This window comes from Actinomadura kijaniata NBRC 14229 (genome assembly GCF_001552175.1).
Classification (GTDB): Bacteria; Actinomycetota; Actinomycetes; order Streptosporangiales; family Streptosporangiaceae; genus Spirillospora; species Spirillospora kijaniata.
Window position 1 is genome coordinate 22,814 of sequence record NZ_BCQR01000027.1, and the last position, 22,366, is coordinate 45,179.

Consider the following 22,366-nt stretch of genomic DNA (forward strand, 5'->3'; position numbering starts at 1 on the left):
GCGCATGTCACTGACCTCCTCATGGCACGCGTCCGGGCCGGTGCTGGCGGGCGGTTCGCAGGAGGCGGCGGTCCAGCTGATCGAACTGGGCGCGATCATCCTCGCGCTGGGTCTGCTGGGCGCCGTGGCGGTGCGCTTCTCGGTGTCGGCGATCCCGCTGTACCTGGTGGCGGGGCTGGCGTTCGGGGACGGCGGGCTGCTGCCGCTGGGCGCCAGCGAGAACTTCGTCGCGATCGGCGCCGAGGTCGGGGTGATCCTGCTGCTGTTCACCCTCGGCCTGGAGTACACCGCCGGTGAACTGGTGGGAACGCTGCGCACCTCCGCCGTCCCGGGCCTGGTGGACCTGGTGGTGAACGCCGCCCCCGGCGTGGTCGCGGCGCTGCTGCTCGGCTGGGGGCCGGTCGCGGCGGTCGCGCTCGGCGGCATCACCTACGTGACCTCCTCCGGCATCACCGCCAAGGTGATGGGCGACCTCGGCTGGCTGGGCAACCGGGAGGCCCCGGCGGTGCTGTCGATCCTGGTGTTCGAGGACCTGACGATGGCCGCCTACCTGCCGATCCTCACGGCGGTGCTGGCCGGGGCCGGGCTGGCGGCCGGGGCGACCACGCTGGCGATCGCCGCCGCGACGATCACCGTGATCCTGTTGGTGGCGCTGCGGCACGGACACTGGGTCGAACGGTTCATCGCCAGCCCCACCGACGAGGTGCTGCTGCTGAAGGTCCTCGGGTTCACGCTGCTGGTGGCCGGGGTGGCGCAGCAGTTGCAGGTGTCGGCGGCGGTCGGCGCGTTCCTGGTCGGCATCGCGCTGTCGGGGCCGCTGGCGCACACCGCGCGCGAGCTGCTGTCGCCGCTGCGGGACCTGTTCGCGGCCGTGTTCTTCGTGTTCTTCGGCCTGAACACCGATCCCTCGGCGCTGCCGCCGGTGTTGGGCGTCGCGGCGCTGCTGGCGGTGGTCGGCGTCGCGAGCAAGTTCGCCACCGGCTGGTACGCGGCCCGGCGCGCGGGCGTGTCGGCCACCGGCCGGGCCCGCGCCGGGGCGGCGCTGGTCCCGCGCGGCGAGTTCAACATCGTCATCGCCGGGCTGGCCGTCTCCGCCGGGATCAACCCGAAGCTGGGGCCGCTGGCCGCCGCGTACGTGCTGATCCTCGCGATCGCCGGGCCGCTGCTGGCCCGCGCCGCCGAGCCGCTGACCCGGGTGCTGCGCGACGGCCGCGACCGGCGCGCCGCCCGCAGGGCCGCGCCCGAGCCCCAGACCGACGACGCCCCTCACGGCGACTCGGATCACGGGGACTCGACGGCGTTCGCCCCGAGCAGCGACTTGACGTCGCCGTAGAACGCCGGGCCGGGCTCCACCCGGAAGCCCGGCAGGTCGAACAGCACGTCCCGGCCGCCCGGCGGGCGCCGCATGCGCAGGTGGACGGGGGTGCCGCCCGGGTGCGCGGTGAGCACGTTCCGCAGTTCGCGGACCAGGTTCACCGTCACCCGGGCCTCCGCCACCGACAGCACCACCGGGTTCTCCCGGACGGTGACGTCCAGGACGCCGACCTCCTCCACGTGCAGGCCGAGCGTCTCGTCGCGCAGGTTCAGGCGTCCTCGGAGCGAGACCACCCGGTCCTCGGCGAGCAGTTCGCCGTACAGCAGGTGGCTCTTGGGGAAGACCAGGCATTCCAGTGACGCGTCATGGTCCTCCAGGGTGACGATCGCCCACGGCTCGCCGCGCTTGGTCACCTTGCGCTGGAGCCCGGCGATGATGCCGCTCACGCGCACGTGCCCGTCGGCGCGCCCGGACGCCAGCAGGGCGGCGATCGGCAGGTCCCGGTGGGCCCGCAGCAGCCCCTCGGCGCCGTCCAGCGGGTGGCTGGAGACGTAGAGGCCGAGCATGTCGCGTTCGTGGGCGAGCAGCGTGGCCCGGTCCCACTCGGCGTCGGACACGGTCACCGTCAGGCCCCCGCCGGGTTCGGCCGACGCCCCGAACAGCGCGTCCTGCCCGTGCGCCTCGTGCCGCTTGACGTCCACGGCCGCGTCCACCGCCTGCTCGTGGACCTCCACGATCGCGCGGCGGGGATGCCCCAGCCCGTCGAACGCGCCCGCCTTCGCCAGCGACTCGATCACCCGCTTGTTGCACACGACCGCCGGGACCCTGGCCAGGAAGTCGGCGAGGCCGGTGAACGGCCCCGTCCGCTCCCGCGTCGCGACGATCGCGTCGACGACGCCCGCGCCCACGTTGCGGACCGCCCCCAGCCCGAACCGGATGTCCTCGCCGACCGCCGCGAACCCCGCCACGCTCTCGTTGACGTCCGGCGGCAGCACCCGGACGCCGAGGTGGCGGCAGTCCGACAGGTAGACCGCCATCTTGTCCTTGTCGTCGCCCACCGAGGTCAGCAGCGCCGCCAGGTACTCGGCCGGGTGGTTGGCCTTCAGGTAGGCGGTCCAGTACGACACCAGCCCGTACCCGGCGGTGTGCGACTTGTTGAAGCCGTAGCCGCTGAACGGCACCAGCACGTCCCACACGGCCCGCGTCGCCTCCTCGGAGAACCCGCGTTCCCGCATGCCGGCGGAGAAGCGGCCCCACTCGGCGTCGAGCACGTCCTTCTTCTTCTTGCCCATGGCCCGCCGCAGCATGTCGGCCGCCCCCAGCGAGTACCCGGCGAGCCGCTGGGCGATCGCCATCACCTGCTCCTGGAAGACGACCAGGTGGTAGGTGTCGCCGAGGATCGGTTCCAGCGCCTCGGCCAGCTCGGGGTGGATCGGCTCGACCTTCTGCCGCCCGGTCTTGCGCAGCGCGTAGTTGACGTGGGCGTTCATCTCCATCGGTCCCGGCCGGTACAGCGCGGACACGGCGGCGATGTCGGTGAACTCCGTCGGCCGCATCATCTTCAGCAGCGACCGCATCCCGTTGCCGTCGAGCTGGAAGACGCCGAGCGTGTCGCCGCGCGCCAGCAGCGCGTAGGTGGCCGGATCGTCCAGCGGGACGTTCAGGATGTCGATGTCCACGCCCTTGTTGGCCCGGACGTTCGCGATAGCGTCGTTGACGACGGTGAGGTTGCGCAGGCCGAGGAAGTCCATCTTCAGCAGGCCCATGTCCTCGGCCTGCGTGAACGGGAACCCGGTGACCACCGGGCCGTCGGCCTTGGGCCGCACCAGCGGCAGCACGTCGAGCAGCGGCTCCGACGACAGGATCACCCCGGCCGCGTGCACGCCGGTGCCCCGCGTCAGCCCCTCCACGCCGCGGGCGGTGTCGAGGACGCGCCGCACGTCGGGGTCGGTCTCGTACATCCGCCGCAGCTCGGCGGCCTCGCCGTGGCGCGGGTGGGCCTGGTCGTGCACGGCCGACAGCGGGATCTCCCTGCCTCCCACGGCGGCGGGGAACGCCTTGGTGATCCGGTCGCCCAGCGCGTACGGCAGCCCCAGCACCCGGCAGGCGTCCTTCACGGCGGCCTTCGCCTTGATGGTGTTGAACGTGACGATCTGGCAGACCCGGTCGTCGCCGTACCGGCGGGCCACGTAGTCGATCATCTCGTCGCGGCGGCGGTCGTCGAAGTCCAGGTCGATGTCGGGCATGGTGACGCGCTCGGGGTTGAGGAACCGCTCGAAGATCAGCTGGTGTTCGAGCGGGTCCAGCTCGGTGATCCCGGTGCAGTAGGCGACCATCGAGCCGGTCGCCGACCCGCGGCCCGGCCCGAGCCCGATCCCCTGGGCGCGGGCGTGGCGGCAGATGTCGGCGACGACCAGGAAGTAGCCGGGGAACCCCATGTCCTCGATCACCGACAGCTCGTGGTCGACGCGGTCCAGCACCTCGCGCGGCGGGTCGTCGCCGTAGCGGCGGCGCGCGCCCCGCAGCGTCTCGGCGCGCAGCCACGACGCCTCGGTCTCCCCCTCCGGGACGGGGAAGCGCGGCATCAGGTCCCGGTGGGCGAACACCTCCGCGTAGTCGCCGACCCGCTCGGCGACCAGCAGCGTGCTGTCGCAGGCGCCGGGCACCTCCGCGTCCCACGCCGCCCGCATCTCCGCGGCGGGCCTGAGGTGGTAGCCGCTGCCGGAGAACCGGAACCGGTCGGTGTCGGCCAGCCGCTTGCCCGTCCCGATGCACAGCAGCGCGTCGTGCGCCCGCGCCTGGTCCTCGGTCACGTAGTGGGAGTCGTTGGTGACCAGCGGGCGCAGGCCCAGCTCCCGGGCGATGCGCAGCAGGTCCTCGCGGACGCGGCGTTCGATCGGCAGGCCGTGGTCCATCAGCTCGACGAAGTAGTTCTCCGCGCCGAAAAGGTCGCGGTGGCGGGCGGCCGCCGCGACGGCCGCCGGGTACTGCCCCAGCCGCAGCCGCGTCTGGACCTCCCCGGACGGGCAGCCGGTCGTGGCGATGACCCCGCGCGCGTGCTCGGCCAGCAGCTCGTCGTCCATGCGCGGGTACTTCTGGGCGCGCCCCTCCAGCCAGGCCCGGGACTGGAGGCGGAACAGGTTCCGCAGGCCCTCGGCGTCGGCCGCCCACATCGTCAGGTGCGTGTAGAGGCCGCGCCCGGAGACGTCGCCGCCCGCGCCGGTGCTCTCGTCGGTCCTCCGCAGCGCCGGGTCCTCGCTCCAGAACACCGCCTCGCGGTGCCGTCGCGACGCCGGGGCCACGTACGCCTCGATGCCCAGGACCGGTTTGACGCCCGCCCTGCGGGCCTCCTGGTGAAACTCGTAGGCCCCGTGCATGTTGCCGTGGTCGGTCATCGCGACGGCGGGCATGCCCTGCCGCGCGACCTCGGCCACGAGCGCGCCGACCTTGGCCGCGCCGTCGAGCATCGAGTACTCGGTATGAACGTGCAGGTGCGCGAAGGAGTCCACCCGGCCCACTCCCCGTGGTTGTAGGTTTCTGCTCGGAAACCGCATCCCACCCGTGAGGTGACCGGGGAGTCCAACATTCGACACTCCGGGAACCGACAACCGTTCGTTGTAAGAGGAGCTGAGTGGACCTGGACCTGGGCGCGGTGCGCGCCTTCGTGACCGTGGCCGACGAACGGTCGTTCAGCCACGCCGCCGACCTGCTCGGCCTCAGCCAGCAGGCGGTCTCCAAGCGGGTCGCGCGGCTGGAGGCCGACCTCGGCGCGACGCTGCTGTTCCGGACCCGCACCGGGGCCGAGCCGACGGCGGACGGCAGCGCGTTCCTGGTGCCCGCCCGCGCCCTGCTCGGCCTCGCCGACCAGGCGGTGGAGCTGGTGCGCAGCCGCCTGCGCTCGCTGCGGGTGGACGTGCTGCGCACCCGGCTGGCGTCGATCGAGATGGTGCGCGGGTTCCACGAGGCCCATCCGGACGTGGGGATCGACGTCGTGACCTCCGACGGGCTGACCGCCGCCGCCCCCGCGCTGCTGGCCGGGACGGTCGACGCGTTCCTCGGCCGCGCCACCGCCGACCTCGACTCCGAGATCGCCCGCGTCCCCGCCTACGTGGAGCCGCTGGAGCTGCTGGTCAGCCGCCGCCACCCGTTCGCCGGGCGCGAGCGGGTCCCGATGGCGGAGCTGGCGGGCACGACCGCGTGGATGCCCGGCAACGCCCACGACACCGAGTGGGCGGAGTACTACCGGTACCTCAACGCGGAGTTCGGCGTCGGCATCGACACCTCGGGTCCCGACTTCGGGATGGAGTACTTCGTGGAGCGCATCGGCGGGTCCGACGACCTGTACAGCTTCGTCGGGTCGAAGATCCTCCTGCCCTGGCACCCGGACGTCGTGCACGTCCCGATCGTCGACCCGACGCCGGCCTACCCCTGGCTGCTGATGTGGCACCGGCAGAACCGGCACCCGGCGCTGCCGCTGCTGATCTCCCACATCCGGGACGGCTACCGGCCGCTTGACCCCGGACGCCAGTGGCTCCCCGAGCCCGACCGCGCCGCGTTCCTCCCCTGACCCGGCCCCGGGCCCGTCAGAGGCGCACGACGAGCCGGTGGGCGGCCCCGGCCGACCCGGCGGCGTTCACGCGCAGCGCCAGCGACGCCCCGGTGCCGGTCACGGTCACCGTCGGGTCCCTGGACACCACCGACCCGACGGCGCGCGCCCACGTCACGTCGATCGTCGTGGCCGAACGCCTCGGGTCCGCCACGCACACCACCGCCGTGCCGTCGCCGCGCTCGCGCACCAGCACGGAGGCCGGGGCGCTCGCCGTCACGCCGCCCGCCGACCCGGCGGCGAAGAAGTTCACCGCCGTGACGCCCAGGGACGGCACCGCGACCCCCTGCCGGTCGGGCCCGTTGGCCAGCACGGTCGCCCACGGGGCGTCCGCCCGGGCCGCCGTGGCCGCCGCCGTCGCCCCCGGCATGACCAGGTAGGCGTAGCCCCCCGACACCGGGTCGGTGCCGTGGTGCCGGTAGAGCGCCAGGTAGCGCCGGGTGATCGCGGTGGTGCTCCCGCCGGTGTTGATGTCGCGCCAGCGTCCGGTCCGCTCCTCCCGGCGGAACACCACGGCCCGGTCGTCGAGGAACACGTAGCCGCCGAACCCCGCCAGATGCGCCCAGCGGGGCGCCGGGAACGTCGCCGACCACGGGTGGGCGACCGGCTGGACCGTTCCGTCGACGGTCAGCGCGTGCGTGCCGGACGCGCCGAGGTTGCGGTTGTCGTAGACCGACTCCACCGCCGTCCCGTCGGAGCAGGCGACGCCCCCGCCGAGGCAGATCACCGCGTCGTCCAGCAGGAACCACGACTTCCTGGCCGTCAGGGTGCTGTGCAGGCCCCGCGTGTCCTGCCCGACGGCCGCGAACTCGCCGTCGGTCGTCCCGCCGACCCAGACCGCGTTCGGCTTGTCGGCCCCCCACGCGCCGCCCGCCGCGTCGGCCAGGGCCTTGCGCGAGACCGTCACGCCGGGCAGCCGGTAGGGGTCGACGGTGGGCCAGAACGCGTCGGAGTACTGACCGTTGCCGAAGTCCGCGCCCCACCAGCAGAGCATCCCCGCGCCGGTGTGCCAGCCGCGCAGGTTCTCGCCGTTGCCGTGCTCGTAGAAGGCGATCCGGGCCGACGACATGCTCACCATGGCGGCCCAGCCGGGCCGGCGGTGCACCGCCCGGTCCATCGCGGCGAACAGCCGGTGCCCGGTCGGCTCGGCGGTGGCCGCGACCGCGGGGTCGTCGAGGATCTCCCGGCAGCGGGCCAGCGCGGCGACGCCCAGGCGCGGGTCCGACAGCAGCGGCGCGTAGGCGTCGCGGGCCGCCCAGCCCTTGACCATGCCCTTCCAGCGGGCGGCCTCGGCGGGCGGCGCGCCCTGGGCGAGCAGGGCGATGTTGGCGATGACGGCGTGGCCGCGCACGTGGTCGTCGTCGCGGGCCCGCGCGGGGTCGCCGGGCGCGGCGCCCCGGCTGATCCCCCGGCCCGAGACGCCGTCCATCATCAGGCCGTTGAACAGCACCGGCGCGTAGGAGCGTTCCACCGAGTCCAGGAACAGCCGCCGGTTCGGGTCGGTGACGGCCCAGCTCGACCCGGCCAGCAACGCGAACAGGACCGCCAGGCCGCCGAGCAGCTCGTTGCCGTAGGTGCCGGTGTAGGGCACCCAGCCGTGCTGGATGAACGAACCGTCCCGGTAGAAGCCGTCGCCGGTGGTGACGTGGGGGAACACCGGCGACAGCGCGTCGCGGGCGAGCGCGAGCCGGGCGGCGTCGCGTCCCACCACGCCGGTGAACGCGATCGAGCGGCACAGGTCCACGCGGTTGGCGCCGGTGCTGGTGCCGGTGTAGGTCGCGACCGCCGAGTCGGGGACGAAGTGGTCCACCGCCGCCACCAGCCCGGCGACCAGGTCGGCGGGCAGCCGGTCGCCGAGGATCGCGCACAGGTCGAACAGGGCGCGCGGCGCGCCGATCTGCCAGTGCCACCAGTTGCCGTAGCGGGCCTGCCCGGCGCGGTAGACCTGGGTGTGCAGGTGGTCGAGGCCGGTCGTGACGGCGGTGAGCAGGGCGGCGTCGCCGGTCAGCCCGGTGCCGGGCTGCGCCCAGGCGTGCGCCATGGTCACCAGGCGCTGGAGCGAGCCGGTGACGGCGGCGGAGTGGGTGAAGGACTCGGCGTCGGTGTCGGGCTCGGGGTCGGCGTAGACCAGGTCGGGCCAGAGCGATCCGGCGGCGGGGGCCATGCTCCGGCGCAGGTCCGCCGCGTCGGCGCCCAGCCCGGCGAGCCTGCCGCGGAACGGCTCGGCCGCCGCGTCGAACCCCGCGCCCAGCACCAGCGAGCGCCAGCGTTGCCGGAGGACGTCGAACTCGTCGGCGGCGCGCGCCGGGGCGGCGGACGCCACGCCGCCGAGCAGCGTGGCGCCGGTTCCGGCGGCGGTGGCGGTGAGGAAGCCGCGTCGGGACAGGGGCATCGGTGACCTCGCGTTCGCTGCGGCGCCGGAACCGTCGGGAACGGAGGACCTCCGCCGACGTTGAGGAGACCCTAGAGACGCACATTTCCGAACACAAGAGGCTGATCGCAATTGAACGATCAGCCTCTGTTCGTTCGGACATCAGATGAACGCTCGATCACCCCGTCCGGCGGCTCAGTGTTCGCCGGTGGCGACCGGGTTGGCCGGGTCGGCCACCCAGTTCGACCAGGAGCCCACGTACAGCGCCGCCGGAACGCCCGCCAGGGTGAGCGCGAGGATCTCGTGGGCCGCCGTCACGCCCGACCCGCAGTAGGCGCCCACGTCCACCGCGTCCGTCGCGCCCAGCTTCGCGAACCGCTCGCGCAGCAGGTCGGCGGGCAGGAAGCGGCCGTCCACGCCGACGTTGCCGAGCGTGGGGGCGTTCACCGCGCCGGGGATGTGCCCCGCCACCGGGTCGATCGGCTCGGTCTCACCCCGGTAGCGTTCGGCGGCGCGGGCGTCCAGCAGGACCCCGGCCCCGGCCAGCGCCGCCGCGCCCTCGGCGTCCAGCACCGGCAACCGACCGGGCCGCGCCGTGAAGTCGCCGGGCTCGACCGGCGGCTCCTCGGTGGTCTCGGGCCGCCCCGCCTCGGTCCAGGCGCGGTGGCCGCCGTCCAGGACGCGGACCCGCGGGTGGCCGAAGTACCGCAGCGTCCACCACAGCCGGGCGGCGGCGGTGGAGTCGGCGTCGTCGTAGACCACGACCGGGTGGTCGGCGCGGACCCCGGCGCGGCGCATGGCGCGTTCGAAGTCGGCGGCGGCGGGCAGCGGATGCCGCCCCCCGGGACCGGGCGGCCCGGCCACGTCGCGGTCCAGGTCCACGAACACCGCGCCGGGCAGGTGCCCCTTCCGGTAGGACTCGATGCCGGGCGGTCCGGCCAGGTGCCACCGGACGTCCAGCAGGACCGGCGGGGACTGGCCGCTCAGCAGCCGCTCCAGGGCGGGCACGTCGATGAGAGGGTGCACATCGCCAGTCTGTACCCCGCTGTCCGGATGTGGGAGGGGTGAGGCGTGGTTCGTCACGCCTCCAGAGCGTACAGAGCCGCGGGACGCCCGGGACGGCGGGCGGCCCCGGGCCCGCCCCGACGGCGTGGTTCAGGGGCGGGCGGTCGTCAGCAGCGGGATCAGCAGTTCGGCGGGGACCAGGGAGCCGTGCATGCCGACCATCCGGTCCAGCCACGGCTCGCGCTCGGACGCGATGATCGCCAGGTCGCCGTGCGGGACGGCCACCACGTCGCCGATCCGGCCCAGCAGGTCCGGCTCGACCGGCCCGAACCAGCCCGCCGCGACCGCCTCCTCGCGGGAGTACACCCAGGCGCGGTCGCCGAGGCGTTCGCGCCAGGCCGCCAGCACGTCGGCGCGCGCGCCGGGCTCGGTGTACACGTACCGGGCGCGCGCGTCGCCGCCCAGCAGCGCCACGCCCGCGTTCAGCTCGGGGTCGGTGTCGACGTCCACGCGTTCGGCCGGGTCGGTCATGCCGTGGTCGGCGGTGACGTACAGGGCGGCGCCGGGCGGCAGCGCCGCCGCCAGCCGCTCGGCCAGCAGGTCCGCGAACCGCAACTGGTGCCGCCAGTCCGCCGAGGCCACGCCGAACCGGTGCCCGGTGGAGTCCAGGTCGGCGTGGTAGACGGTCACGAACGCCCGGTCGCCCTCGGCGAGGGCCCGTTCGGCGCGCCCCACGAGCTGGCCGAGGCTGTCGGCCGCCCGGTAGCGCGCGCCCCGCGCGGTGGCCAGGCTGAGCCCGGTGTTCCGGTACAGCCCGAGCGCCACGTAGGCGACCGCGACGCCGTCGGCGGCGGCCCGTTCGTAGACGGTCGGGGCGGCCTGGAACTCCTGCGGCGCGACCTCCGGGTCCTGCCACCTCAGGCAGTTCAGCAGCCGCCCGGTGCCCGGGACGGCGACCTGCACGCCCAGCAGGCCGTGCCCGCCCGGCGGCAGCCCCGTCCCCAGGGACCCCAGGCTGGTGGCCGTGGTCGCCGGGAACCCGGCGGTCAGCGGACGCCCCTCCAGCGAGCCGAGGAACGGCGCCTCCTCCGGATGGGCGCGCAGCAGCTCCCAGCCGAGCCCGTCCACCAGCAGCACGCACGCGCGGGGCAGCTCCGGCAGGCCGAGCACGTTCGCCGCGCCCGGAACGCCGAGCGCGGCCAGCACCGAGCCCGGAAGGTCGGCGAGCGCGCCCGCGCCGTAGCGCGGGACGGGCGGCCCGGGAACGGCCCGCGTGGAGACGGCCTCGCTCATGAACGCTCCGCTCGTTCGGTCACACCGTGATCACTTGCTCGGGGTCACTTGGCGGTGGCGGCCGACAGCGCCTCGGCGAACGCCAGCACCTGCGTGACCGCGTCCGCGCCGTCGGCGGCCTCGCTGACCCGCAGCGACAGGTCGTCGGCGGTGACGCTGCCGGTGTAGCCGTGGTCGGCCTCGCAGTTCTCGTCGCCGCAGGTGGCGGGCTCCAGGTCGATGTGGGCGATCGCGCCCCAGCCGATCGTCAGCACCACCTCGGTGGGCGGGGTGCCCGGCGCGTAGGAGGCGGGGTCGGGCACCACCCGGGTCACCGCGACCGACTGGACGCGGTCCAGCCGGACGGCCTCGGTCGTGGTGGAGGCGTGCGGCTGTGCCATGCCGTCGCCCGGCGGGTGCTCGTCGGTGTGGCAGACCAGCAGCCGCCCGGCCGACAGCACCAGCACCGTGACGTGCCGCCGCACCTCCATGGCGGGGTCGAAGGTCGCCTCGTGGTGCACCACGTAGGCGATCACCCGCTCGTCGCCGATGGCCGACTCGACCGCGTCCGCGACGAGTGCCGGGTAGTAGCCGCTGCGCTCGATGGCCGTGCGCAACCCGTGAGCCGTCGCTCGGGTTTCCCTCATGGTGCCCATCCTGCCCTGTCTGTGGTGTGCGCCGCACATGCGGCCCACGCGAACATGGTCATTCGTTGCGCGGCGGGGTAGGGGGAGGGCATGACCTTCCGACAGACGGCCGGTCGGACCCCGACCGGCAGGGATCCGCTCCCGTCGCCACCGCCGGTGCCCCCGCCCACGCCGGACCCGGCTCCCCCGCCGCAGCCTCCGGTGCCGCCGCCCGAGCCGCCGCCCGGACCCGCGCCGGGACCGGAGCCGTCACCGCCGCACCCGGTGCCGCCGGGCCCCGCGCCCGACCCGGTGCCGCCGACCCCGACGCCCGACCCGATCCCGCCGACGCCCGAGCCGGAACCGGCCCCGCCGTCCTGACGGCCGGCCTCCGCGGCTCGGCCCGCCGCAGGGTCCGGCCCCGAAAGGTCAGCCCAGCCTGCGGGGGCCGAGCTCGGGCCGGGGGCCGCGGGGGCGTTCCAGCCGCAGCGCGACCCGGCGGACGAAGGCCCCGGACGGGTTCACCGTGACCGGGTCCAGCTCCAGCCGGGCCACCTCCGGCAGGTCGTCGCCGAGCCGGGAGACCCGCAGCAGCAGCTCCTCCAGCGCGGCCACGTCCACCGGCTCGGCGCCCCGGTGCCCCAGCAGCAGCGGCGCGGTCCGGACCGCGCGGACCGTCTCGGCGGCCTCCACGTCGGTGAGCGGCGCCAGCCGGTAGGCCCGGTCGTCCAGCAGCGCGGCGGTCTCGTCGGCGAGCCCGAACGAGATCACCGCGCCGAACGACGGGTCCTCCATCGTCACGATCCGCGCCGGGACGCCGTCGTCGGTCCCTTCGCCGCCGACGGCGATGCCGTAGCAGCCCAGCAGCTCGACGGCCTGGTCCGGGGTCGCCTCCACGGGCCCGCCGTCCCCGAGCCACTCCTCCACCATGGCCCGCGCGCGGCGGCGGTCCGCGCCCGGCAGGTCGGGGAGGCGGCCCGGCGGCCGCTGCCGCCACTGCGCGTAGCGGATCACGTACGCGAGCGCGCGGACCGCGTCCTCGGGGGCCGGGTAGGACGGGACCGAGCCCTCGGCGGCGTTCCCGTCGGGCCCGGCGACCCGCAGGTCCGGGGGCATGCCCTTGGAGCCCAGGTAGGTCGCCACGATCGGCTTGCCGCTCCCGGCCGCCAGCTGGAGGATCCGTTCGGGGACGGTCACGTCGTAGCCGCCGATCGTCGGCGGCGTGAACAGCGCGACCACCGCGTCCACGGTGTCGTCCTCCAGCGCCGCCCGCAGCGCCGCCTCGTACTCGGGGCCCTGGGCGGTCGGGCCCAGGTTGACCGGCGGGCGGACCTGGAGCCCCAGCGCGACGGCGGCGTCCTGGGCCAGCAGCCCCAGCGAGTCGGAGTTGTCGATGATCGCGATGCGGTCCCCGGCGGGCAGCGGCTGGTAGGCCAGCAGCTGCGCCACGTCGAACAGCTCCGACAGGTCCTCGACCCGGATCACCCCGGCCTGCGCGAACAGCGCGCTGACCGCGTGGTCGGGCAGGCTGAGCGCCGCGGCCGCGTGCCCCAGCGGAACGCCCTGGGTGCTGCGGCCGCTCTTGACCGCCACGATCGGCTTGCGGCGGCTGAGCCGCCGGGCCAGCCGGGCGAACTTGCGCGGGTTGCCCAGCGACTCCAGGTAGAGCAGGACCGCCTTGGTGGCCGGGTCCTCCTCCCAGTACTGCATGAGGTCGTTGCCGGACACGTCGGCGCGGTTGCCCGCCGAGACGAACGTGGACAGGCCGATGCCCCGCTCGGCGGTCCGCTGAAGGATCGCGATGCCGAGGGCGCCCGACTGGGAGAAGAACCCGACGGGGCCGCGGCCCGGCATGGTCGGCGCGAGGGTGGCGTTCAGCCGCACCTCGGGGTCGGTGTTGGCGACGCCCAGGCAGTTGGGGCCGACCACGCGCATGCCGTAGGCGCGCGCCAGCCGCACCAGCTCCTCCTGGCGGGCGCGGCCCTCCGGCCCGGTCTCGCCGAACCCCGACGACACCACCACCAGCCCGCGCACGCCCTTCCCGGCGCACTGCTCGACGACCTCGTGCACCGAGTCGGCCCGCACCGCGACCACGGCCAGATCGACGTCGTCGGGGATGTCCAGCACCGAGGCGTAGGCGCGCACCCCGGCCACCGCCGTCGCCGTCGGGTGCACCGGGTAGACGGGGCCGGTGAAGTCCCCGCCGAGCAGGTTGCGCAGCACGGTCTGCCCGACCGTGTGCTCGGACCGGCTCGCGCCGATCACCGCGACCGACGAGGGGAACAGCAGCCGCTGGATCGACCGCGACTCGGCCCGGTGCTCGCGCGCCGCCGTCACCTCCACCGAGGTCTCGGTCGGCTCCAGGTCGAGCACCAGTTCGATCACACCGTCCTCGAACCGCTGTTCGGCCCGGTACCCGGCCTCCCGGAACACCCGGGTCATCCGCCGGTTGTCGGGCAGCACGCTGGCCACGAAGCGGTGCAGGCCGCGTTCCCGGGCCGCCGCCGCGATGTGCTCCAGCAGCACCGCGCCCAGCCCCCGGCCCTGGTGGGCGTCCTCCACCAGGAACGCGACCTCGGCCGTCCCCGGCCGGTCCGCGAGCCGGTCGTAGCGGACCACCGCCACCATGGCGTCGCCGATCGTCGCGATCAGCGCCACCCGCCGGTCGTGGTCCACCGTGGTGAAGTGAGCGATCTCACGATCGCTCAGCGTCGGCCGCGGCGAGAAGAACCGGTAGTAGATCGACTCGGGCGACAGGCGGGCGTAGAAGGCGCGCAGCAGCTCGGCGTCGTCGCTCCGGATGGGGCGCAGATGCGCCGTCCCCCCGTCGGTGAGGACGACGTCGGCCTCCCAATGATCCGGATACTCCTCGGTCACGTACCCGAGGGTAAGGCACGTCGCGGGCCGCTCCGCGTCGGCCTCGGCCAGGAAAAACCGGCGGCTTCCCGTGTTTCGCTGCGCGTTCGAGACCTAATCGGGGGTCAAGAACTGTTACGGTCGAGCACACGCCCATGTCTGCCGCTCACGCGGGCCGTGTTGATCGAGGTGATGACTCCCATGACGCGCGTGGTCGTGGTTGGCGACTTGATGACCGACACCGTGGCACGTGCCGCGTTCCCCCTCGCCAAGGGCAGCGACACACCGGCCGCGGTCACCACCCACGGCGGCGGCTCCGGCGCCAACGTGGCGTCCTGGCTCGCCCTGGAGGGCGTCGAGGTGGCCTTCGTCGGCCGCCGCGGCTCCGACATCGCGGGCCGCAACCGGGACATGGAACTGATGGGCTACGGCGTCGACGCCCGCCTGGTCATGGACGGGGAACGCCCCACCGGCACCTGCGTCGTGCTGGTCACCCACAAGGGCGACCGCACCATGCTGTCGGACCCGGGCGCGAACGCGGCGCTGCTGCCCGAGGACATCGAGCGCTGCCGGGACCTGTTCAACCAGGGCACCCACCTGCACATGTCCGGCTACTCCCTGATCAACGAGGGCTCCCGCGCCGCCGCGACCCACGCCCTGGAGCTCGCCCGCAAGGCCCAGATGTCGATCTCGGTGGACGGCGGCTCGTCCTCCCCGCTCAAGCGGATGGGCGCCGAGCCGTTCCTGGAGTGGACGCAGGGCGCCCGGCTGCTGATCGTCAACGCCGACGAGGCCGAGGTCCTGACCGGCCGCGACGTCCCCGACCAGGCCGCCAAGGTGCTCACCGCCTGGTACCCGCAGGTGGTCATCATGTGCGGCGCGGACGGCGCGCTGTGGTTCACCAACGGCCGCCCCGAGCCGATCACGGTCGCCGCCGAGCCCGTCGACAAGATCGTTGACGGGACGGGCGCGGGCGACGCGTTCGTGGCGGGCTTCCTGCCGGCCTGGCTGGACGGCAAGCCCCCGCAGGAGGCCCTGGCGTCGGGCGCCCGCCTGGCGTCCCAGGCCATGCAGCACCTGGGGGCCCGTCCGAGCCTGGAAGCCGTGGACAACCAGATCAAGAGCTGACCCCCGCGGCGCGCGGCCCCCGGCCGCGCGCCGCGACACACCCCGCACGGCACTTGCCTCGTCACGCCACGTGACGAAGGATCGGGTTCCCGGCCGCCATCCGCCTGGAGAGCCCATGCCCGCGCACACCCCGGCCCGCCCCGCGACGAGACGCGCCGCGACGGCCCTAGCCGCCCTGCTCACGACCGCCGCCGTACCGTTCCTCATGCCCGACCGCGCCGCACAACCCCCGGTCGGCCACCCCACGGCGAACGCCCCGGCGAGCACCCCCGCCACCGGCGGCCCCGTGGACGAAGATCCCCTGACCACCCCGAAACCCAACGTCACGACCACCCCCGGCACCAAGCCCACCCCAAGAGCCAACGCGGCACCCCACCCCTAGGGACGAGCGATCTGGCCTGCAGGTCAGACCACGAAACAACATCGCGCTCGCCAAGCCCTGACAAGGCACGAGCCGTAAAACCCGGTCCAACGAGCTCGGGACCACGCGGCACCACTGGCCGCCCCCGCCCAGACCCGAAGGCCGAAGCCTCCCAAAAGACCTCGGTCGCGTCCGCCCACACAAGGCGAGGAGGGCGACATCACCCCAGCACCACCCCGAACATGCCCGGACATGCCCGACGGGCCGGAGCCACCCGTCGAAGGCCAGTGACCGTGATGCGGACGGCCCCCTTCCATGCACTTGGCCGAAGGCGGAGGGCGGCGCGATCAGTTCCGGACGGCGAGGACCAAGAAAGGACCGCGCGAGCCCCGACCTTCGGACCAAAGCCTCCTGTCAGAGGTCGGTGACTCTGATGCGGACGGGCCCCTCCATGCACTTGGCCAGGGGAGGCGGCGCGGCCAGTTCCAGACGGCGAGGACCAAGAAAAGACCGCGCGAGCCCCGACCTTCGGACCAAAGCCTCCTGTCAGAGGTCGGTGACCGTGATGCGGACGGGCCCCTTCATGCACTTGGCCAGAGGTGGAGGGGCGGCGCGATCAGTTCCCGGCGGCGAGGACCAAGGAAGGACCGCGCGAGCCCCGACCTTCGGACCGAAGCCTCCTGTCAGGGGGCGGTGGCTGGGGTGTGGACGGGCTCCTTTCCTGGGGTTGGCCGGAGGTGGGGGTGGTGTGGTCAGTTCGGGACGGCGAGGACCAGGGGGAGGACCGCCGGGGCTCCGGCCTTGCGGAGCAGGCGGGTCGCCACCGTCAGGGTCCAGCCGGTGTCGGTGCGGTCGTCCACCAGCAGGATCGGGCCGCCGGCCTCGGCCACGGCCGCCGCCACATCGTCGGGCAGGGCCAGGGTGTGCCAGACCGAGCGGAGGCGTTGGGCGCTGTTGTGGCGGCGCGGGGCCGGCTCCCCGAGGGGGACGAGCTCGCCCAGGTAGGGCAGGCGGCCGATCTGGGCGATGCGGTGGGCCAGGCTTCCCACGAGCAACGGGCGGGTGCGGGAGCCGACCGCCACGACGCCGGCGGGGCGTTCGGCCCAGTCCCAGGAGGAGAGGACCTTCACCACCGCGTCGAACATCTCCGGGGTGATCTCGGCGTCGGGGGCGCCCTCGGCGAAGATCTGGCGGAGGCGGTTGCCCCAGCCGATGTCGGTGAGGCGGCCGAGGGCGCGGCCCGGCTCGGCCTGCTCGTCGGCGGGGATCCGGCCGGAGACGCCGAGGTCGTCCTTGACACCGCTCGGCCACATGCGGCGCGGGGCGAGGTCCACGCCGGGGCGGTGGAGGCGTTCCCGGGCCTGGTTCGCGCTCTGCTCGCTGACCTCGGCGGAGCGGTGGCGGCCGGTGCAGTTGTCGCAGCGGCCGCAGGGCCTCGCCTCCGGGTCGTCGAGCTGGCGTCGCAGGAACTCCTCACGGCAGCCGGTGGTGGCGATGTAGTCGAGCATGGCGCGCTGCTCGCGTTCGCGTTCGGCGGCGACGCGGGCGTAGCGGTCCCGGTCGTAGGCCCAGGGCCGGCCGGTGGCCTCCCAGCCCCCCTTGACCCGGCGGACCGCCCCGTCCACGTCCAGGACCTTGAGCATCATCTCCAGGCGGGCGCGGTTCAGGTCGACGCGGGTCTCCAGGGCGGGCAGGGAGAGCGGCCGCCCGGCGTCGGCGAGGGTGTCCAGGGTCGCGCGGACGACCTGCTCGGACGGGAACGCCAGGCTCGCGAAGTAGGCCCAGATCTCGCGGTCCTCCGGGCCCGGCAGCAGGATCACCTCGGCGCGGTCCACGCCGCGTCCGGCGCGGCCGATCTGCTGGTAGTAGGCGACCGGCGACTGCGGGGCCCCGACGTGCACGATGAAGCCGAGGTCGGGCTTGTCGAAGCCCATGCCGAGGGCGCTGGTGGCGATCAGGGCCTTGAGCTTGTTGTCCTGGAGGTCCTGCTCGGCCTGGAGGCGTTCGGCGGGGTCGGTCTGGCCGGAGTAGGCGGCGACCTCGTGGCCGCGGTCGCGCAGGTGGGCGGTGATCTCGTGGGCGGCGGCGACGGTGAGGGTGTAGACGATCCCGGAGCCGGGCAGCGCGTCCAGCTGCTCGGCGAGCCAGGCGACGCGCTGCTCGGCCGACGGCAGCCGGACGACCGACAGGTGCAGCGAGTCGCGTTCGAGGGGGCCGCGCAGCACGAGGGTGTCGTCGGTGGACAGCTGCTCGGCGACGTCGGCGGTGACGCGGGCGTTGGCGGTGGCGGTGGTGGCCAGCACCGGGACGCCCGGCGGCAGGTCGGCCAGCAGGGTCCGCAGCCGCCGGTAGTCGGGCCGGAAGTCGTGGCCCCAGTCGGAGATGCAGTGCGCCTCGTCCACCACGACCAGTCCAGCGCCGACGGCGAGCTTGGGCAGGACCTGGTCGCGGAAGTCGGGGTTGTTGAGGCGTTCGGGACTGACCAGCAGCACGTCCACCGCGCCCGCCTCGACCTCGGCGAACACGGCGTCCCAGTCGTCGACGTTGGCGGAGTTGACCGTGCGGGCGTGGATCCCGGCGCGTTCGGCGGCGGAGATCTGGTTGCGCATGAGCGCCAGCAGCGGGGAGACGATCACCGTGGGGCCCGCGCCGCGTTCGCGCAGCAGCCGCGTCGCCACGAAGTACACCGCCGACTTGCCCCAGCCGGTGCGCTGCACGACCAGCGCCCGCCGTCGTTCGACGACGAGCGCGCGTATCGCGGTCCACTGGTCGTCGCGCAGCCGGGCGTGGTCCCCGGCGAGCGCGCGCAGAACGCGTTCGGCCTCGTGGCGGAGGGCGTCGTCCGGAACGGCTGGAGTGCTCATCGCTCCTTGGTACCAGCCCCCGCCGACACCAGGGTGACAGAACCGCGTTCTGTGGATATCCCCGGTCAGGGATCGGGAGGGTCAGGGACGGCTCCGCCGCGTCGTCGCGGGGAGCCGTCGCGTGGCCCGGGAAGGGTGGTCTGTCACTTGGCGACGTGCGGCCGCGTGGCGATCAGCTTGTAGAGGGTGTTCGTGTCGGGATGGCCGGTGACGGGAAGCCCGTGCCCGTGCTGGAACCGCCTGAGCTTCGTCCGGGTGTTGTCGCCGTGCGCCCCGTCGATGGCCAGGTCGTGGCCGTAGTCCCACTTGTTCAGCAGGACCTGCAGCGCGCTGACGCAGTCGTTGCGCTGCTTGTAGCCCATGGGGCTGGCCTTGCCGAGGACGGCCATCCAGGTGTAGGCGCCCACGTTGCCGTCGGCGCCGCCGGGGATCCGGTGGGTCTGCTGGAGCCGCCTCACCCTGTCCTGGGTGGCGGGTCCGAAGTTGGAGGGCTTGTCGACCTTGTGGCCCAGGCAGTTCAGGAACCACTGGAGGGCGCGGACGTTCTCGTTCTTGACGGGACGCTTGAGGACGGGCCAGGGCCCGAGGGTGGTGCCCTCCGCATAGGGAGAGGTGTCGGCGGACGCCGGCGTCGCCACCGTGGCCGCCCCGAGGGTGACTCCGGCGGCGGCCAGACCGGCCACCGCGACGCGTCGGATGTTCACTGCGGCTCCTTGCCGTAGAGGGTGGATCCCTGTTAGAGGGCCTCTGACCTGCGGAAGTTCGGATCTTGAGGGGTGTGGCCGGATCGTGCCAAGGTCACCGAGCGCGTTCACTCCTCGACGCTGTGGAAAAGGACACCCCTTTTCAGGGGATAAGGAACGGATCATCGCGGGTAGCCTCGCGGGCGGGAACGGGAGTCGAGGGGCCGGAGGACGCGCTCACCCATGGGGACGTCGGAACGACTGCGGCGCAGCCTGCAGGTGCTGATGGACGGGACGCCGCCGGAACCCCCCGAGGACGAGCCCGGCGAGGTCGTCGATCCGCGCGCCCTGGACCTGGTGCTGCGCGTCGGGGAGCTGCTGCTGGCCAGCGGCGAGTCCACCGAACGCGTCAACGAGGCCATGCTCAGCCTCGCGGTCGCCTACGAGCTGCCGCGCTGCGAGGTCCAGGTGATGTTCACCAGCCTGATGGTGTCGGCGCATCCGGGCAACGGGGCCCCGCCGGTCACCGCCGCCCGCGCGATCCGCCGCCGCACCCCGGCGTTCTGGCGGCTCACCGAGCTGCACGCGCTCGTCCAGCAGGCGTCCATCGGCATGCTGGGGCTGGACGAGGCGCACCGGCGGCTCGCCGAGATCAAGCGCGGCCGGGGCCCGTACCCGCTGTGGCTGATGGTGGTGTCGCTGGGGCTGATCGCGGCGTCGGCGGGCGTGCTGGTGGGCGGCGGGACGATCGTGGCGACCACGGCGTTCGTGGCGACGCTGTGCGGCGACCGCACCGCCGCCTGGCTGGCGCGGCGCGGCATCGCCGAGTTCTTCCAGCTCGCGGTGGCGGCGGCGATCGGCGCGACGGCGGCGGCGATCGTGGTGGTGGCCGCCGACAGCCCCGGCCGCGCCTCCACGATCGTGACCGGCGCGGTGCTGGCACTGCTGCCGGGCCGCCCGCTGGTCGCCAGCGTCCAGGACGGCATCACCGGCGACCTGGTCAGCGCGGGCGCGCGGCTGCTGGAGGTCTTCTTCATCATCACCGCCATCGTGGCGGGGCTCGGCGTGGCCGTGTACGCGGCGGTGTCGCTGGACGTCGACGTCAGCGTCTCCCACCTGCCCGACTTCCCGGCGCTGCTGACGCCGGTCCCGGTGCTGGCGGCGGCGACGGTGTCGCTGACGTTCGCGATCTGCCTGGCGGTGCCGCGCGACGTGCTGCTTCCGGCGGCGGTCGGCGGCGCGCTGATCTGGATCGTCTACGTGCTGCTACTGAACGCGCACGTCAAGCCGGTGCTGGCGGCGGCGGTGTCGGCGGTGCTGATCGGGGCGCTGGGCAGCCTGCTGGCCCGGCGGCGCAACGCCCCGTCGCTGCCGTTCATCGTTCCGGCGATCTCCCCGCTGCTGCCCGGGACGCTGCTGTACCGGGGCATGGTCGAGCTCAACACCGGGGAGGCGGCGGCGGGCGCGCTGAGCCTGGTCGCGGCGCTGTCCACGGCGCTGGCCCTGGGCGCAGGCGTGAACCTGGGCACCGAGCTGGTGCGGGCGTTCCAGCGGGTCGGCCTCAGCGCGGGCGGCCGGTGGGCCCGCCCGGCGGCCCGCCGCACCCGCGGCTACTGACCCGGCGGCGGACGCGGCGATCAGCCGTGTGACCTGCGGCCGGGCCAAAGTGTCAGTGGCGCCGTCTACCTTGCGCGACATGTACCGACAGGGAGACATCCTCATCGTGCCGGTCGCCGAAGAGGCGGTGCCGGAGACCGTTCGGAACCTGCCGCCCACGCCGCGCGACGGGCGGGGCCGGATCGTGCTGGCACTGGGCGAGGCCACCGGGCACGCGCACGCGCTGACCGCCGAGGGCGTGCTACTGCGCGACCCCGACCCGCTGGTGCCCGACCACCTCCACCTCCCCGCCGGCGGCCGGCTGTCGCACGAGGAGCACGCCCCGATCTCGCTGCCGAAGGGCTGGTACCGGGTGATCCGGCAGCGCGAGTACGTGCCCGGCAGCGTCCGCGTCGTCGCAGATTGAGAGCACCGGTCATGAGCACCCTGGACATCGAACCCCTCGACCACGCGGGCCTGATGCTGGCCTGGCAGGCCGCCGCGTTCGCCACCGGCCCCGGCGACCGGACCCGCGCCGAGGCCGGGATCACCGCCGCCTACACCGCCGCCGGGCTGCCCGCCCCCGAGCGCTTCCTGTGGGTCTCCTCCCCCGCGCGGGGCGCCCTGGCCGCCGCGGCGATCGCCGGGCACGAGGAGGTGCTGCGCGAGGCCGGGCTGGCGGTGCCGCAGGTGCCCGCCGACGCGGGCGCGTCGGTCCGCGACGCCGTGCGCACCCGCCCCTGGGAGGCCGCCCGCGCCGCCGCCTGCGAGGCGCTCGGCCCGCAGCGGTGGGCCCGGTCCTGGTCCCGCACGGGCGCGCCGCTGTGGTCCGGGACGCAGGACCTCGTCGTCCGCGTCCGGCAGGCGATCGGCGCGCTGGCCGAGGAGGGCTCGCGGGCCGAGTCGCTGCTGCGCGCGGCGACGCTGGACGCGGTGCTGGGCCAGCACGACGCGCCCTGGCTGGCCCAGTTCGACGAGCTGGACCGGCTGCCGCCGGGGCTGGCCGAGGCCGCGCGGAACGCGGGCTGGTGGTGGCCCTACGAACGCCTGGTGATCGTCTCGGAACGCCCGACGGAGCTGCACCGCGACGAGCCGGGCCGCCTGCACCGCGGCGACGGCCCCGCCCTGGCCTACGCCGACGGCTTCGCCCTGCACGCCTGGCGCGGCATGCCGGTTCCCGCCGACTTCGTCGGCACCCTCGGCGGCCTCACCGTGGAGCGGATCGCCGCCGAGGAGAACGCCGAGCTCCGCCGCGTCATGCTGGAGATCTTCGGCTACGACCGGTACCTGGCCGAGACCGGCGCCCGCCCGCTGCACCGCGACGAGACCGGCGTGCTGTGGCGGATCGACCTGCCGGGCGACGAGCCGGTCGTGATGGTCGAGGTGGTCAACTCCACCCCCGAGCCGGACGGCTCGTACCGCACCTACCACCTGCGGGTCCCCCCGACGACGCGGACGGCCCGCGAGGGCGTCGCCTGGACGTTCGGGATATCCGAGGCCGACTACCGCCCCGAGAAGGAGACCTGACGGGGCCGCGCGTCCCGACGGGACCGCGGCGGCCCGAGGAGGGCCGGTCAGCCGGCACCGCGGGGGCCCGGGGGACCGACTCCCCCGGCAGCGGCGCTGACCGTCCTCCCCAGAGCTGCCCTTCCGGGACCGCGAGGGATGTCCCTTGGTGACAAC

Annotated in this window: 16 protein-coding genes; 8 read left to right on the plus strand and 8 right to left on the minus strand. The window is 74.3% G+C overall.

The features are described 5' to 3' along the window. The first annotated feature begins 4 nt into the window (after positions 1–4). Positions 5–1,333 (plus strand): cation:proton antiporter, encoded by a 1,329-nt coding sequence (locus AKI01S_RS10165; RefSeq protein WP_083999287.1) that lies wholly within the window; start codon positions 5–7, stop codon positions 1,331–1,333. Here AKI01S_RS10165 and dnaE read toward each other — a convergent pair. Beyond that, positions 1,282–4,869, minus strand: coding sequence for a DNA polymerase III subunit alpha (dnaE, locus tag AKI01S_RS10170; RefSeq protein ID WP_067814309.1), 3,588 nt, complete (start codon positions 4,867–4,869; stop codon positions 1,282–1,284). The two genes, AKI01S_RS10165 and dnaE, sit on opposite strands and share 52 nt — an antisense overlap. A gap of 77 nt (positions 4,870–4,946) precedes the next feature. Between dnaE and AKI01S_RS10175 the strand changes: the two genes are divergently transcribed. Then, a complete protein-coding gene (locus tag AKI01S_RS10175; protein WP_067814311.1) occupies positions 4,947–5,882 on the plus strand; it encodes a LysR family transcriptional regulator in 936 nt (311 codons plus the stop codon). A gap of 16 nt (positions 5,883–5,898) precedes the next feature. On the opposite strand, the gene AKI01S_RS10180 is transcribed toward AKI01S_RS10175, so the two are convergent. The 4 genes from AKI01S_RS10180 to AKI01S_RS10195 all read right to left on the minus strand — a co-directional run bounded on the left by AKI01S_RS10180 (position 5,899) and on the right by AKI01S_RS10195 (position 11,216). Beyond that, complete coding sequence (locus AKI01S_RS10180) at positions 5,899–8,313, minus strand: polysaccharide lyase 8 family protein (protein ID WP_067814313.1); 2,415 nt, start codon at positions 8,311–8,313, stop codon at positions 5,899–5,901. A gap of 174 nt (positions 8,314–8,487) precedes the next feature. Beyond that, the gene (locus AKI01S_RS10185) at positions 8,488–9,318 is read right to left on the minus strand and encodes a sulfurtransferase (RefSeq protein WP_083999289.1); all 831 of its coding nucleotides are present in this window, start codon (positions 9,316–9,318) and stop codon (positions 8,488–8,490) included. Between the two features lie 129 nt (positions 9,319–9,447). Beyond that, complete coding sequence (locus tag AKI01S_RS10190; RefSeq protein WP_067814315.1) at positions 9,448–10,590, minus strand: alkaline phosphatase family protein; 1,143 nt, start codon at positions 10,588–10,590, stop codon at positions 9,448–9,450. 44 nt (positions 10,591–10,634) lie between these two features. After that, positions 10,635–11,216 (minus strand): DUF5998 family protein, encoded by a 582-nt coding sequence (locus AKI01S_RS10195; protein WP_067814318.1) that lies wholly within the window; start codon positions 11,214–11,216, stop codon positions 10,635–10,637. A gap of 90 nt (positions 11,217–11,306) precedes the next feature. Between AKI01S_RS10195 and AKI01S_RS52760 the strand changes: the two genes are divergently transcribed. After that, positions 11,307–11,576: a hypothetical protein gene (locus AKI01S_RS52760; protein WP_083999291.1), complete on the plus strand. Its 270-nt coding sequence runs from the start codon at positions 11,307–11,309 to the stop codon at positions 11,574–11,576. A 48-nt stretch (positions 11,577–11,624) separates the two neighbouring features. Here AKI01S_RS52760 and AKI01S_RS10200 read toward each other — a convergent pair whose 3' ends face one another. Then, positions 11,625–14,072, minus strand: a complete 2,448-nt coding sequence (locus AKI01S_RS10200) for a bifunctional acetate--CoA ligase family protein/GNAT family N-acetyltransferase (RefSeq protein ID WP_067814320.1) — start codon at positions 14,070–14,072, stop codon at positions 11,625–11,627. 180 nt (positions 14,073–14,252) lie between these two features. Here AKI01S_RS10200 and AKI01S_RS10205 point away from each other — a divergent pair, with 180 nt between their 5' ends. Continuing rightward, positions 14,253–15,179: a carbohydrate kinase family protein gene (locus AKI01S_RS10205; protein WP_067814322.1), complete on the plus strand. Its 927-nt coding sequence runs from the start codon at positions 14,253–14,255 to the stop codon at positions 15,177–15,179. Positions 15,180–15,294: 115 nt separating this feature from the next. Further along, positions 15,295–15,561, plus strand: a complete 267-nt coding sequence (locus tag AKI01S_RS50350) for a hypothetical protein (protein ID WP_157419754.1) — start codon at positions 15,295–15,297, stop codon at positions 15,559–15,561. Between the two features lie 731 nt (positions 15,562–16,292). Here AKI01S_RS50350 and AKI01S_RS10210 read toward each other — a convergent pair. Both AKI01S_RS10210 and AKI01S_RS10215 read right to left on the minus strand, forming a co-directional pair. Then, entirely contained in the window at positions 16,293–18,404 is a 2,112-nt protein-coding gene (locus AKI01S_RS10210) for a RecQ family ATP-dependent DNA helicase (protein ID WP_067814324.1), read from the minus strand. 143 nt (positions 18,405–18,547) lie between these two features. Next, complete coding sequence (locus tag AKI01S_RS10215) at positions 18,548–19,108, minus strand: peptidoglycan-binding domain-containing protein (protein WP_067814326.1); 561 nt, start codon at positions 19,106–19,108, stop codon at positions 18,548–18,550. A gap of 222 nt (positions 19,109–19,330) precedes the next feature. Here AKI01S_RS10215 and AKI01S_RS10220 point away from each other — a divergent pair, with 222 nt between their 5' ends. The 3 genes from AKI01S_RS10220 (at position 19,331) to AKI01S_RS10230 (ending at position 22,210) form a co-directional block, all read left to right on the plus strand. Next, the gene (locus AKI01S_RS10220) at positions 19,331–20,704 is read left to right on the plus strand and encodes a threonine/serine exporter family protein (RefSeq protein ID WP_245681559.1); all 1,374 of its coding nucleotides are present in this window, start codon (positions 19,331–19,333) and stop codon (positions 20,702–20,704) included. 79 nt (positions 20,705–20,783) lie between these two features. Then, complete coding sequence (locus AKI01S_RS10225) at positions 20,784–21,110, plus strand: DUF8820 family protein (RefSeq protein ID WP_067814328.1); 327 nt, start codon at positions 20,784–20,786, stop codon at positions 21,108–21,110. 11 nt (positions 21,111–21,121) lie between these two features. Then, on the plus strand, positions 21,122–22,210 hold the full coding sequence (locus AKI01S_RS10230) for a DUF6745 domain-containing protein (RefSeq protein WP_218009625.1): 1,089 nt from the start codon (positions 21,122–21,124) through the stop codon (positions 22,208–22,210). The last annotated feature ends 156 nt before the right edge of the window (positions 22,211–22,366 follow it).